The following is a 14458-nucleotide window of genomic DNA, read 5'->3' on the forward strand; positions in this document are numbered from 1 at the left end:
CATCCCTTGCCTGAATGGTGTTTACACCTATAAACCACTGGCATGCGTAAATGGCTTCGGCTAACTCTATTTATTGCAGGAGGAATTCTGGGAATTCTTTTGCTACTGTTAATTGGACTGGCATTATATATAAGGGCCAACAAGGCCGATTTTCTCAAACAAATCACAGCGCAGATAGACGGCAGGATATCCGGGAAGTTAACCATTGGTGATATGGAACCCTCTCTGGTAAAGAACTTCCCCAATATATCCCTTAACCTTAGCCACGTACAGTTGCAGGATAGCCTTTTTGTAACCCATCATCGCTATTTGATGGATATACAACATATCTATATTAAGCTAAATACCTGGTCCCTGCTGCGCAAACGGCTCAAGATAAAGGAAGTGATCCTAGAGAATGGTAGTATTTGCCTGTATACTGACAGCAGCGGCTATACGAATACCAGTTTATTTCGCCCTAAATCACCATCCTCCCCATCCAAACAAGCAGATATCGGGAAGCTGCAACTGGAAAACGTTAGCTTCGTTATTGAGAATAAACAAAAACAAAAACTGTTTGATCTGCTAATTAAGGAATTGTCTGGTAGCCTGGTGAACCACGGGGATTCTGCTGCTATTTCCCTCTACACAAGAATACTCTCTAGGCAATTTGAATTCAATACCCTTAAAGGCAGCTACCTGAAAGACAAAGAACTGGACCTGCCATTGCTACTTTCCTTTAATCGAAAATCAAAAGTACTGCGTATCCCCGGTCAGAAAATTATGATTGATGGAAAGCCCGTGACATTGGGCGGTACCTTTGTATTTACAGAAAAACCTCCTTCATTCAGTCTTCGAATTATCGCCAATGAGCTGCTGCTGAGCGAGGGTGCTTCCTGGCTACCGCCAAATATTTCAGGAAAGCTGAATAATATCGGACTCCAAAAGCCACTGGACGCTACCGCTAACATAGATGGCTATATGAAATACAGGGATACGCCTCATGTGGTAGTTACCTGGAAAACCACTGGCAACGTGCTTCAGAGCTCCCTCGGCGCGTGGTCTAATTGTAGTTTTACCGGTCGGTTCAATAACCAGGTACTGGATATTCCCGATCATACAGATGCCAATGCAGCCATCAGTATATTTAACCTTTCTGCTGCGCTTGGCGCTGTGCCTCTAATGGCCGATACTATTCGAGTAGTGAACCTGAAGCAACCCTTGCTGAGAGGGCATTTTAAATCGTCCTTTCCATTGACGAATCTGAACGATAATGCCAATGCGCTGCCTTTGCATTTCGATTCCGGGCAGGCGGTGGCCGACCTGAACTACACCGGACCAATCATGAAAAATGATACGTCCGCTTCCTCGCTGATGGGCATTGTGCAAGTAAGTGGCGCTGCATTTACATATGCGCCGCGTGCCTTACAATTTAAAAACTGTAATGCCACTTTGCGTTTTACAGGACAAGATCTTCTATTGGAAAATATTCGGCTGCAATCCGCGAACAGTACACTTTTCATGAATGGACAAATGAAAAATGTATTGAACTTCTATTTTACGGCGCCAGACAAAATTTTGCTAGAATGGAATATACATAGTCCACTGGTAGACCTGAATGAATTCCGATCGTATTTGAGTCCTCGTAAGGGTAAAAAGCAATCAGTTGCCGCCAGGAAAGCAAAGATAGGGCGAGTGGGGAATCAGTTGGAATCCGTACTGGAGGCCTGCAATGTGAAAATGCAAGTACAACTGGATAAAACGGTTTACAAACATTTCACTGCGCAACAAGTAAACGCCTCGCTGCTACTAACAGCGGATGATATCCTATTGAACCGCATCTCCCTACAGCATGCCAGCGGAACGTTGGGACTACAGGGAAAGATACATCAGCAGGGCATTAACAACTTCTTTGATGTAGCTGCTAGTTTTACGAATGTGAATCTCTCGCAACTGTTTTATGCCTTTGATAATTTCGGCATGGACGGACTTACCTATAAAAATATAAAAGGTATTGCCAGTGTTAAAACCAATATGAAAGGGAATGTGCTCGACAATGGTACATTGGCGAAGCGCTCCCTAAACGGTACGATTCAACTGAGTATGAAAAAAGGGGCACTGGTAGATTTTTCACCGCTGGGAGATATCGGAAATTTTCTTTTCCGTAAGCGCCGACTAGACAGTATCACCATTGCTAATTTGAACAATACGTTTCGGGTGGAAAATGGGAAGGTATATATTCCTCCCATGCGCGTGTCGTCCAGTGCTGTGAATATAGATTTGCAAGGCGTGTATGGAATTGGCGGCGGCACTAATATTCAAATGGAAGTACCGCTGCGAAATCCCAATAAAGATACCTCCATCACCGATCCTCAAGAGCGGTTCAGGCGCAGTCGGAAAGGAATCATCCTGCGGTTGCGCGCGGTAGATGAGGGCGGAAAGGTTAAAATTAAAATGGGTAAAGGTGATGATGAATAAAAATAGTTTGTTGGAGAAATAAATTAAATTTAGGAAGACAAAAATCAACGTCATGAAAGCAGTTGCTATAAGAAAAATCAAAGGAGTTCCTGAACTGATGGAGCTACCCAAGCCGGAGTTAAGGTCTGGAGCTATGCTAGTAAAGATGGAAGCAGCCGGAATGAATCCATTCGACTGGAAAATGATTGATGGTATCTTGCAGGATAAGATGAAACATACTTTTCCTATGATATTAGGTGTGGATGGCGCTGGTGTGGTAGAAGAAGTTGCTGACGGCGTTACAAGATTTAAAAAAGGAGATAAAGTTTACGGGCAATTTCTCCATGTACCTGTAGGAGAAGGTAGTTATGCAGAATACATTATAGTACCCGAAAAAGCGAATATTACACATTCGCCCAAAACGGTCACACCTGCTGAAGCGGCCGCAGTGCCTACTTCAGGCATGACTGCGCAACAAATGCTGGAAGGACTGCATTTACACAAAGGAGATCTATTGCTTGTATTAGGTTCTACTGGCGGCGTCGGCTCTTATACCACGCAGATGGCCGCCCAGGAAGGAATTAAAGTGATCGCTACTGTTTCTGATAGAGAAGGAGGAGATCGGATGAAAAAACTGGGAGCAACTTATATCATTAATTATGAAGAAGCCCCAGTGGCAGAACAAGTACAACGGCAGTTTCCAGAGGGCGTACACGGCATTATAGATTTGGTGAGCCCTGCTCCTGGGTTTAGTAAGAACCTGAGTTTGCTTCGGCCAGGCGGCGGCGCTTTTACTACTGTGTTTGTAGCGGATGAAAATGAAATGCAGGCAAGAGGCTTCCATGGTGGCAACTTTGAAACCAAAGGTTCACCTGCTGCATTGGATAAGTTGGCAGCCATCATAGATAGTGGGGAGCTCAGTATTCCGCTAGAAACAAAAATTCACCTGGAAGAGGTCCCCGATGCTATTTTGGAAAGTCGCCGCGGCAGAGGGAAAGGTAAAACCGTCATTGTAATGGACTAACCCAATGATCGATATAAAAAATCCTCCGCTTGTTTACAGGCGGAGGATTTTTTTATGCATAGCATCTTATTTAACTGGCACAGTAGCCTTGTAAATGGCTGCGTGACTGTCTGTAGTAATCTTGTATTGTGCGCCAATTGCTGCAAACACGCACTGACCTTTATGTAAAGTAAGCTCTGTTTCGTTATCGCTGATGGTGGCATTACCATTCATCACGATCATGATTTCAGGAGCATTTGCTTCATGCTGATAGGTTTGGCCAGCTTTCACTTGGATATCGCTTACTACGAAATCCGGTGCAGGCGTAGGATAGATTGTTTCTAATCCATCATTGGTTTTATCGCCGCTGATAATATTTGGATGAACGGCTTCAAAGCGGGTATGCTTCAGCAGTTCAGGTACGTCGATATGTTTAGGAGTAAGACCGCCGCGGAGCACATTATCAGAGTTAGCCATCAGTTCTACGTTCTGGCCTTCCAGGTATGCGTGCGGAATGCCAGCATCTTGGAATACCGCCTGTCCTGGATGACAATGCACGATATTAAAGAAGTAAATAGAGAAGATACCTCTGTCTAGTTTTTCCATGCTAGCAGGATCGTTGAGCACTGCTCTTGCCGCCCAGAAAGCAGGATCTGATTTTTCGAGATGGTTGTTTTTATACAGTGGGATAGCGCGTTCTGTCAGTGGGCGCAGGAGAATATTCACCATTGCCTGTGGCATTTCCATCACTGTTTTATACAAACCGAAGTAGCCTTCTGCGTCGTATATACTTACCAGTGAGGTGAATTCCGGTGTATCCAGGAGTACTTTTTTCAGTTGTGCTTCAGGCAAGAAACCGTGGAGCAACCAGAATTCGCTGAGGGCCACCATGATTTCAGGTTTATGGTTGGCATCCTTATAATTTCTGTCGGGAGCATTGGCAGGCATGCCTGCAGCGTTCTCTCTCGCAAACCCTTTTTCCGCTTCAGTTTTAGTAGGATGCACTTGGATAGACAGCATGTCTTTTACATCCAGGATTTTAAACAGATAGGGCAGTTGACCGAATTGGTCCTGTATCTGCTGGCCGATGGTGGCAATAGGATTTTCCTGAATAAGGGTATTCAGTGCCACAGGGCCTTTATCGGTGGTAATGGTGCTGGGAGCGCTTTGGTGTGCCCCCATCCAGTATTCAGCACTGGGTTTGTCAGTAGCTGCAATTCCCAGTAACGCTGGGATATATTCATATCCTCCCCATGCATAGTGTTGAACTTTTCCGTCCAGTCTGAATAGTTTCATATTGAGTAACTCGGTTTGTAAAGTTGAGTCGCAAAAATAATAGAATTATTATGAACAGTAACCGCAATATCGGAAAACAAGGGGAACAACTGGCGGCGCAGTATACTGCTGGTTATTGCAGCATCCGGCATGTGAACTGGAAATATGGAAGATATGAACTGGATATTATTGCGGAGCGTGGAGGTACTATTTATTTCATAGAAGTAAAAACAAGAAGTAGTACGCATTTTGGATTTCCGGAAGACGCGGTTACAGTTGTCAAGGAAGCGCATATCCGAGCAGCGGCTGCGCATTACTTAGAAACGTATGATCTCCATCCGCAGGCAATCCGATTTGATATTATTTCCATCGTGCTGCGCCGGGGGCACAGTCCGGAGTTGGTGCACCTGAAAGACGTATTCTGAGCGACTTTCAGCGTTAACTAACACTTAACAAAAAACACATCTATGAAATTTATTTAATTCAAATAGCTGTTTTATCTTTGGGGCGTAATAATGATTAACCCTCGTTGTTAACGATCCATCTTCCTCAGAAAAACTCCATGATGAAGTTTAATTTAATTATTCATTCATTAACAAAAGATAATGGATCAATGGAGCTTAATATTGATGGCCTCTCAATTGGCCGGTATATTTTCGGTGGGAGAGAAAGCATATACCATCCGTCAGGAAGGGCCATATGCGAATAGATTTGAGATAAGTGTTGCTGGAAATAATGTAAGAGGGCCTGTGATACTGACTGTACTGAATGATCAGCATATACCTGTACGTATCATCCCGTTTGAGCCCAGCAGTCTTGCATCCGCACAAAGGGTGCAACTGACCGGTCTACCATCCGGTAAATATATTTTTAATTTTTCCCTGACCGGGAAGGCAGGGGAGAAAGCATTCGAAATAAGGCAGGACTAGAATTCTGCCGGTTGCTTTCGAGAGTCATTGTAAAAAAAAGTCCGCAGCTAATAACTGCGGACTTTTTATTTATTACCAGATACCGGTATAGTTCTGTGGAGTGATCGCTTTGAGTTCTTTTTTCAATGCAGCACTGATTTTGAGCCCATCAATGAACTTGTGCATACTTTGCTTAGTGATTGCATCGCCGCCACGGGTGAGGGCTTTCAGCGCCTCGTATGGCTGCGGATAGTTTTCACGGCGCAGTACTGTCTGGATAGCTTCTGCTACTACCGCCCAGTTTTGTTCCAGGTCGTTATGCAGTTTGGCTTCGTTGAGGATCAGTTTAGACAAGCCTTTTTGGATAGATTTAGTAGCCAAGATGGTATGTCCGAAAGGAACGCCCAGGTTACGCAGTACAGTAGAATCGGTCAGGTCGCGCTGCAGACGGGAAATCGGCAGTTTGGCGCTGAGGTGTTCGAAGATAGCGTTAGCCAGACCCAGGTTACCTTCTGCATTTTCGAAATCGATCGGATTTACCTTGTGCGGCATAGCTGAGGAGCCTACTTCATCTTTCTTGATTTTCTGTTTGAAGTAATCCATGGAGATGTATTGCCATATATCACGAGAGAAATCAATGAGGATGGTATTGATACGTTTCAGGGTATCAAACTGAGCGGAGATATTGTCGTAATGTTCGATCTGCGTGGTATATTTCATTCTTTGCAGGCCGAGGGTATTGTTCACGAATTTCTCCCCGAATTTTTCCCAGTTGATTTTAGGGAAAGCTACGTGGTGTGCATTGAAGTTACCAGTAGCGCCACCAAATTTCGCTGCAAAAGGAATTTCGCTGAGCAGTTTAATCTGACCTTCCAGTCTTTCTACGAATACCATGATTTCCTTACCGAGAATGGTTGGAGACGCTGGTTGTCCATGTGTACGCGCCAGCATAGGCACTTTCATCCAGGCTTTAGCCATTTTGGAGAGTTCCAATACCATATTCGCCATAGCGGGCATATATACATGCTCGATAGCGTCTTTCCAGAACAGCGGGGTAGCCGTGTTGTTCACATCCTGAGAGGTCAGACCGAAGTGTACCCATTCCAGTTTGTCTTCCAGACCGAGGTTCTTCAGTTCATTTTTCAGGAAGTATTCTACTGCCTTCACATCGTGATTGGTGATCTTTTCCGTGTCCTTGATCAGTTGGGCATTCTCTACAGTAAATTCCTGGTAGATCTTGCGCAATGCGGGTACCTTGGCTTTTGGCAGCGTAAATAATTTTTGCTCTGCGAGCGCAATAAAGTATTCCACCTCTACCATCACACGGTAACGGATCAACGCAAATTCAGAGAAATAATTGGCCAGCTCGTCCAGTTGCTTGCGATAGCGCCCGTCCAGCGGAGAAATGGCAGTTAATGGTTGTAATTGCATAATTTAGTTACTTTTGCAGCTTCAAAATTACAGAAATTGGAACGGAAAGTAAAAGTAGCGGCTGTAAGTTATTTGAATACGAAGCCTTTATTGTATGGATTCAGGAATCATCCGGTGATGGATATGATGGAATTATCAATGGACTATCCGGCTAAAATAGCGCAGCAACTGATAGACGGAGAAGTAGACGTGGCGCTGGTGCCAGTAGCCATTATACCTAAACTAAAAGAGTACCATATCATCGCTGATTACTGCATAGGAGCAGAGGGACCAGTAGCATCGGTATGTTTGTACAGTGAGGTGCCCCTTCATGACATTAAAAGAATTTACCTGGATTATCAGAGCCGTACTTCGGTAGCGCTCCTGAAAGTGTTGGTAAAAGAATACTGGAAGCTGGATGTGGAGTTTGTAGCCACCAACGGGGACTATGAAGCCAATATTAAAGGGACAGATGCCGGCCTGGTGATCGGCGATCGCGCCCTGAAACAACGCCATATATCTCCGTTTATCTATGATCTGGCAGAACACTGGATGCGTTTTACCAGCCTGCCTTTCGTATTTGCGGCCTGGATCAGCAACAAACCATTGCCGGAAGCCTTTACCAGCGCCTTTAATAATGCCACTGGTATCGGTATCAGTAATATCCCTGCTGTAGTAGCCGAGAATCCGTATGATGTATACGACCTCACTACCTACTATGTACAGAATATCAGCTACCCGCTGACACCTGCCAAACGCCAGGGAATGCAGAAATTCCTGGGCTATCTGATGGCAGCACAACCGGTGGGCTAACGCCTTTTTTGTTTAGCAGGATTTCCGTAACTTCATAATTCACCCAATCATTTAGGGGCTATGAAGATTGGTATCCTGGGTAGCGGTCCCGTAGGACTTACCCTTGGTAAAGGCCTTATTCAGACAGGGCACCAAATCACAATAGGCACCCGCAATCCGGCTCGGGAATCATTGCAACAATGGGCCAAACACCAGGGCGACCAGGTGGCCATTGGTACTTTTCGTCATGCGGCTGAATTCGGGGAACTTATTCTGATCTGTACTAGCTGGATCGGTACACAAAAAGCTATAGAATCTGCCGGTATTTGGAATTTCAAAAACAAGACCGTTGTAGATGTCACCAATCCTGTGGATGGAAAAGGCCCGGATGAATTCGGACGCCTTAACCTGATCATCGGGCACAATCATTCTGCCGGAGAGCAAATCCAGGCCTGGCTGCCACCAGATGCAAGCGTAGTGAAAGCACTTAGCTGCATCGGACATGAGCATATGCTCCTTCCCAGTTTTCAGGAAGGAACACCTACCATGTTTATCGCTGGCAACAACCCGGAAGCCAAACACTTGGTCAGAAAACTGCTCCAGCAAATGGGATGGTATGATATTGCAGATATGGGCAGAATAGAAATGAGCAGAAATATAGAACCACTGTCTGTGCTGTGGGCCGCATACGGCTTTTTGAATAACAGCAGAGGTCATGCTTTCAAATTATTGAAGAAGTAGTTGCACCAAACCCTCGAGAGGGCATTCCGTCCGATTACTCCGTGTCTGCGGTAGCAAAACCGCAAGACTTTCAAAAATAAAAAGCTGTATGAAAAAGGGAATTGACACTACGTCAATTCCCTTTCTATTTTCTATTTTTCGTTGTTCCTGCCATGCAGGAGCCTTTTATTATTTCACTTCTTTTACATTGATATAGAAATTAGGATCCACCTCGAAATCCTTTGCCTTCGGCAGTGTAAAGCTGGCGGTATGCCACATCGTTCCAGGATAAATCAGGGTATAGCCGCTTTCGTTCAACTTTACTTTCACTGGCATGTTGAAATCCTTTACTTCACTCACCCAACGGAATTGCAACTGCTGGCCAATGATCCGGTATTCCAGCGTTGGAAGGGTGGTTTTAGTCAGGTATTGTTCATACATCTTATTCAGATTGATACCGGTAAAGGAATTGATATAATCCTGCACCTGCCTACCAGTAACTGTTTGATGCCAGAAGGTTTTATTCATACCGCGCAGCAGTTGGCGGAAAGCCTCGTCGCTACCCATAATCTGACGAATCATATGGATCATCTGGGCGCCTTTGTAATACATATCTCCACTGCCTTCTGCATTCACATTGTACGCAGGGATAATAGGTACATCATTTTTGATGTTTTTCCTGATGCCATGCGCATATTCATTACCGGCTTTCGGTCCAAACTGACAAGTGGTAAAGAGGGTTTCGGAATAATTGGTAAATGCCTCGTGTACCCACATGTCTGCCAGATCTTTGGTGGTGATATTATTGCCAAACCATTCATGGCCACTTTCGTGAACAATGATAAAATCCCATTTCAGTCCCCAACCCGTACCAGAGAGGTCTCTGCCCAGGTATCCCATCTTGAATTTATTGCCATAGGCCACCGCACTCTGGTGTTCCATACCGAGGAAAGGTGTTTCTACCAGTTTATAGCTGTCTTCATAAAAAGGATATTTTCCAAACCAATATTCAAAGCATTTGAGCATTGGTTTTACCACTTCGAAATGAGTGCGGGCGGTGTCTACATCATAATCCAATACCCAGTAGGATAAATCTAGCTTACCACCTTCTCCTTTATAGCTGTCCTTGATTTCGGTATAGTGACCAATATCCATGGTTACATCGTAGTTATTGATAGGATTGGAGACATGCCATTTGTAAGTGGTGGTACCATCCGCATTAGGAATGGTCTTTTTCAGTCGGCCATTGGAAACTGCCATCAGCTCTGCGGGAACAGTCAGGGAAATATCCATATTTTCTGGCTCGTCGTATTGATGGTCTTTATTTGGCCACCAGGCGCTGGCGCCAAATCCTTGGACGGCGGTAGCAATCCATGGACGTCCCTCTCTGTCTTTCGCCCATACTACGCCGCCATCCCATGGCGCATTGCGGGCCCCATGTGGTTTTCCAGAATAGAAGATGGTGATTTTAGCGGATTTTTTAGGCAGTTGGGGAGACTTGATCTTCACAAACCAGGCATTACCATCCCTGGTAAATTCCAGAGAGTGTTTATCCTGTAAAATACTGTCTATCACCATAGGTTCCTGGAGGTCTATTTGCATAGTACTATCGGCTTTCAGGATGGTATAGGTGATGGTATTAAACCCGTTGATGGTGGAGTCTTCCAGGTTAACGTTGACATGGAGGTCATAACTGGTTACATCCCACCAGGCTCTTTCGGGGGTAATGCTTCCTCTGAGGGTATCTGCCCTGGTAAATTTGGTTTGAGCAAAACTGGCACCGGTGGCCAGCATTGCCAGGCAGAACAATTTTATGCCGCGCATAATTCGATATGATTTATTTCGGGAAAGATATTAATTTACTGCCAAATGAAAAGTTGTTATTGTCAGGCGGTTATATTTGGATTTAATTTAATGGCTATTGTTTTGATTTTCGGAGGCTGTGGGCCTTCCGGAAAATCGGATAAACAGGTATTCCGCTATAACCAAGTGGAAGGTATTGCCAGTCTTGATCCCGCATTTGCCCGCAACCAGGCCGTATTATGGGCCGTTCATCAGTTGTATAATACATTAGTAGAGATAGATGACCAGTTGCAGATGAAACCCTCGCTGGCCAAAAGCTGGGAGGAATCTCCAGACCATCAGACGTTTACGTTCCACCTCCGTACGGATGTTTATTTCCATGACAATGACATTTTCCCGGGAGGGAAAGGCCGCCGGATGGTAGCCGAAGATGTGGTGTATAGTCTGCGTCGTATTATGGACCCCGCCACCGCTTCCAGCGGTGCTTGGATATTCAACGGCCGTGTGCCTAAGGATTCCGCTTTCATAGCGGTGAATGATTCTACCTTTCAACTCCGACTACTCCAACCATTCCATCCCATCCTGGGAATCCTGAGTATGCAGTACTGCTCCGTAGTACCGCATGAGGCCATCACCAAATATGGGAAAGACTTCCGCAATCATCCTTGCGGTACCGGACCTTTCCAGTTTTTCCTCTGGGACGAAGGTCAGGCACTGGTGCTCCATAAGAACCCGCATTACTTTGAAAAAGATAGCGCTGGCCATGCATTACCATACCTAGATGCCGTACAGGTAAGCTTCCTGGAGAGTAAAGCCACAGAATTCCTATTGTTCCGACAAGGGCAACTGGATTTCATGAACGATATTGACGCCTCCTTTAAAGATGAAGTACTTTCCCGTAAAGGAGACCTGAAAGCTGAATGGAAAGATAAAATGGTATTGGACAAGCATCCATATCTAAATACTGAATACCTCGGGATCTTGTGCGATAGTACCCAAGAGCTTGTCCGCAATTCCCCGCTGCGCCTGAAGAAGATTCGCCAAGCGATCAACTACGGTTTCGACCGTACGAAAATGATGACCTATCTGCGTAATGGCATAGGAACGGCGGCTACCGCTGGATTTGTACCCGCTGGTTTGCCATCGTTTGACAGTACCCGTGTTCCCGGTTACCGTTATAATCCGGCCAAGACCCGCCAGCTCCTCAAAGAAGCCGGCTTCCCAGATGGAAAAGGTCTTCCTGTAATCAAACTGTTGTCTATTCCTATTTACGCCGACCTGGCCAACTATGTAGCCAATCAGCTCCAGGAGAGCGGTATTCATATTCAGGTGGAGGTCATCCAGAAAAGTCTGTTGCTGGAGCAAACGGCCAAATCTCAGGCCTTGTTCTTCAGAGGTAGCTGGATTGCGGATTACCCGGATGCAGAAAGCTACTTGGCCATGTTCTATAGCGGCAATCCCGCCCCGCCCAATTATACCCGGTTTGCCCATGGGGCCTATGACAAATTATACCTGCAATCCCTCCAGGAAACGAACGACAGCCTAAGGTACGCCGAGTACCAAGCGATGGACCGTATTATCGTGGAGGAGGCGCCGGTAGTACCACTTTTCTACGACGAAGTGATTCATCTTATCCAGCCATCCGTGCAAGGAATGGAAAGTAATGGATTGAATCTGCTGGAGTTACGAAGGGTCAGAAAAAGTTTGCACTAGGATATTTTAACATTTCCTTGGGGATAATCAGGTATCTTTTCCGCTCAGTTCCAGGTAATTAAGCTACCTTTACTGCTTATTTGTCAACTTATAAATTAGAAAATGACAGCAATCCTGATATTCTTCTGTGTGCATTGGTTCGCGTCTTTGTTTTTTCACACGTTCTATTTGCACCGATATGCTTCTCACCAGATGTACACTACCAGTAAATTCTGGGAGCGGTTCTTTTATTTTTGTACCTGGTTTTTCCAAGGTTCATCCTACCTGGTTCCAAGAGCTTACGGTGTAATGCACCGCATGCACCACGAATTCAGCGACACTGAGCAAGATCCGCATTCTCCACATTTCTTCAAAGATGTATGGTCAATGATGTGGCATACCCGTAAAATTTATAACGGATTTTTACACAAAACAAATAACGTAGATCCAAAGTTCCTGGAAGAGCCATTACCAGAATGGGATGCAATGGATAAATTCGGTGACAACAACATCACCCGTTTTATCTGGATGGGATTATACATCGCTTTCTATGTTGCATTTGTACCTGCTGGTATGTGGTACCTGTACCTGCTGCTGCCTATTCACTTCCTGATGGGACCTGTGCAGGGTGCAGTAGTAAACTGGTGCGGTCATAAATATGGTTACAGTAACTTCGATAACGGAGACAAGTCTAAAAATTCTTCTCCTATCGGTATCATCCTGATGGGTGAACTGTTCCAGAATAATCACCATAAGTTTAAAGACAGTCCAAACTTCGCTAAGAAATGGTTTGAGCTGGATCCTAGCTACCAGGTGATGAAACTGATGAATTTCATCGGTATAATTAAACTGAAGCCGGCCCTGATTACCCCGGCGCAGCTTAAAGACGCAAAAGCTGCATAATACACCGGAATCAATCTGTATCAATAAACAAGGAGTCCCGCCAATTGGTGGGACTCCTTGTTTTTATATATCTGCGTAGGAAACTTTTTCCCTGAAGGGCCTGAAATGTGCATAGTTGCCTGCCAATGCTAGCATGGGTTTATCCCCGGAGCTATCGCCATAAGCATAGACGTTCGTATAGTCTTCTAGGTTATATACCGCCCGAATCCTTTTTACCTTCTCATCCCCATTACAGTTGATTCCCTGTAGCTTACCCGTTATCACCTGATCTCTTACTTCCAGCTCTGAGCCGATACATTTAATCCCGATTGCCTCGCACCAGGGGGCTACCCAATGGGTGGCCGATGCAGTCACCACTACCACGTCATGCCCTTGCTGCTGGTGCTGGCGTATGGTCTGCAATGCCTGTTCCCGAATCAGTGTTGGCAATGCCTCCCTACAAAAGCGATTACATCCTTCCGCAAATGCTACTTCAGACATAGTACCAAAGAAATGGGTCAGCACCCTTTCTTTCATCTGCTGAGCAGGGATACGCTTCATCTTGAAAGCAAGGAGTGCAGGAAGGAGTCGGACAACGCCCGCCACCAGCGATTTTTGACCGCGCTGATAACGGATGATTTCCCAGAGTGTATCCTTGGTCGTTATAGTACCGTCGAAATCGAAAAATGCAATGGTCACAGCTTTAGTTTTTTGAATATCCCTTCCGGAATGGATGTAATAATCAGCATGATATATCGCCAATGCCATTTTACGTAGAGGGTGTTCTTTTTCTTCATTACACCTTTATATATAGCCACTGCCACATCCTCAGGTTGGGCGGTGATCACTGGAGGCAGTTTCAGGTGCTGTGTCATTCGAGTATTCACGAATCCAGGTTGTACACTCATCACGTGTATGCCTTTGTGAAAGAGTCGGTTACGGAGACCGCTGAGGTAAGCCGTGAAACCCGCTTTGGCGCTGCCATAAATATAATTGCTCATACGACCTCTTTCCCCGGCTACGGAGCTAATGCCTACAATGAGTCCTTTGCCACTGGCGGCATAGCTTTCCGCCACAATATTCAGGATGCTCACCGCCCCTGTATAATTGGTATGAATAATCCGGGCAGTTTCGTCCCAGTTTTGCTCCGCTTTCTCCTGCTCGCCGAGGTAGCCGAATACACAGATCGTGATGTCTGGGACCTGGGGCAGATTATTATAAAAGGCGGCATGGGTATCAAAGGCCAATGCATCAAAGTCATGTACAGAGGCTTTTATATCGAAACGTATTTGGAGGTCTTGTTGCAGCGGAATGAGCGCGTTGCTATTCCTGGCAGCAAGAAGGATATCATATTTTTTAGCGGCGAATTCACGAGCGATGGCTACGGCCATATCTGATCCAGCGCCTAATATTAGTACGGATGCCATGGGATTAAAGAAGTACTTGGTTAGCAGGTGTTAGTTAAAGCTATTAAAATCATTTCACGCAAAGGCACAAAGGAACAAAGGCGCAAAGTTGTTATATCATCTCTATACAT

At 45.3% G+C, this 14458-nt stretch carries 13 protein-coding genes; 8 read left to right on the top strand and 5 right to left on the bottom strand.

What is annotated here, in order from left to right:
- Positions 1-42: 42 nt before the first annotated feature.
- Positions 43-2457 carry an AsmA-like C-terminal region-containing protein gene (locus tag JO154_RS00695; protein WP_291940995.1) on the top strand — a complete coding sequence of 805 codons (2415 nt, stop codon included), beginning with the start codon at positions 43-45 and terminating at the stop codon, positions 2455-2457.
- Between the two features lie 52 nt (positions 2458-2509).
- Positions 2510-3460, top strand: a complete 951-nt coding sequence (locus JO154_RS00700) for an NADP-dependent oxidoreductase (RefSeq protein ID WP_291940996.1) — start codon at positions 2510-2512, stop codon at positions 3458-3460.
- Positions 3461-3526: 66 nt separating this feature from the next.
- On the opposite strand, the gene manA is transcribed toward JO154_RS00700, so the two are convergent.
- Entirely contained in the window at positions 3527-4735 is a 1209-nt protein-coding gene (manA, locus tag JO154_RS00705) for a mannose-6-phosphate isomerase, class I (protein ID WP_291940998.1), read from the bottom strand.
- 50 nt (positions 4736-4785) lie between these two features.
- On the opposite strand from manA, the gene JO154_RS00710 reads away from it, so the two are divergent.
- Together JO154_RS00710 and JO154_RS00715 are read left to right on the top strand one after the other, a co-directional pair.
- Positions 4786-5139, top strand: a complete 354-nt coding sequence (locus JO154_RS00710) for a YraN family protein (RefSeq protein WP_291941000.1) — start codon at positions 4786-4788, stop codon at positions 5137-5139.
- Positions 5140-5319: 180 nt separating this feature from the next.
- Positions 5320-5643 carry a hypothetical protein gene (locus JO154_RS00715; RefSeq protein ID WP_291941001.1) on the top strand — a complete coding sequence of 108 codons (324 nt, stop codon included), beginning with the start codon at positions 5320-5322 and terminating at the stop codon, positions 5641-5643.
- Positions 5644-5715: 72 nt separating this feature from the next.
- Here JO154_RS00715 and purB read toward each other — a convergent pair whose 3' ends face one another.
- The gene (gene purB / locus JO154_RS00720; protein WP_291941002.1) at positions 5716-7053 is read right to left on the bottom strand and encodes an adenylosuccinate lyase; all 1338 of its coding nucleotides are present in this window, start codon (positions 7051-7053) and stop codon (positions 5716-5718) included.
- Positions 7054-7089: 36 nt separating this feature from the next.
- Between purB and JO154_RS00725 the strand changes: the two genes are divergently transcribed.
- Both JO154_RS00725 and JO154_RS00730 read left to right on the top strand, forming a co-directional pair.
- Positions 7090-7845, top strand: a complete 756-nt coding sequence (locus JO154_RS00725) for a menaquinone biosynthetic enzyme MqnA/MqnD family protein (protein ID WP_291941003.1) — start codon at positions 7090-7092, stop codon at positions 7843-7845.
- Between the two features lie 60 nt (positions 7846-7905).
- Positions 7906-8565, top strand: coding sequence for an NAD(P)-binding domain-containing protein (locus tag JO154_RS00730; protein ID WP_291941004.1), 660 nt, complete (start codon positions 7906-7908; stop codon positions 8563-8565).
- A 168-nt stretch (positions 8566-8733) separates the two neighbouring features.
- On the opposite strand, the gene JO154_RS00735 is transcribed toward JO154_RS00730, so the two are convergent.
- Positions 8734-10368: a M1 family metallopeptidase gene (locus JO154_RS00735; protein ID WP_291941005.1), complete on the bottom strand. Its 1635-nt coding sequence runs from the start codon at positions 10366-10368 to the stop codon at positions 8734-8736.
- A gap of 45 nt (positions 10369-10413) precedes the next feature.
- On the opposite strand from JO154_RS00735, the gene JO154_RS00740 reads away from it, so the two are divergent.
- Together JO154_RS00740 and JO154_RS00745 are read left to right on the top strand one after the other, a co-directional pair.
- Entirely contained in the window at positions 10414-12060 is a 1647-nt protein-coding gene (locus tag JO154_RS00740; protein ID WP_291941006.1) for an ABC transporter substrate-binding protein, read from the top strand.
- Positions 12061-12162: 102 nt separating this feature from the next.
- Positions 12163-12942, top strand: coding sequence for an acyl-CoA desaturase (locus JO154_RS00745; RefSeq protein ID WP_291941007.1), 780 nt, complete (start codon positions 12163-12165; stop codon positions 12940-12942).
- Between the two features lie 63 nt (positions 12943-13005).
- On the opposite strand, the gene JO154_RS00750 is transcribed toward JO154_RS00745, so the two are convergent.
- Complete coding sequence (locus JO154_RS00750) at positions 13006-13620, bottom strand: HAD family hydrolase (protein WP_291941008.1); 615 nt, start codon at positions 13618-13620, stop codon at positions 13006-13008.
- Entirely contained in the window at positions 13617-14348 is a 732-nt protein-coding gene (locus JO154_RS00755) for an SDR family oxidoreductase (RefSeq protein ID WP_291941009.1), read from the bottom strand. Before JO154_RS00755 ends, JO154_RS00750 begins: the two co-directional genes overlap by 4 nt.
- Positions 14349-14458: the final 110 nt, after the last annotated feature.

Source organism: Chitinophaga sp. (genome assembly GCF_019236475.1).
Classification (GTDB): Bacteria; Bacteroidota; Bacteroidia; order Chitinophagales; family Chitinophagaceae; genus Chitinophaga.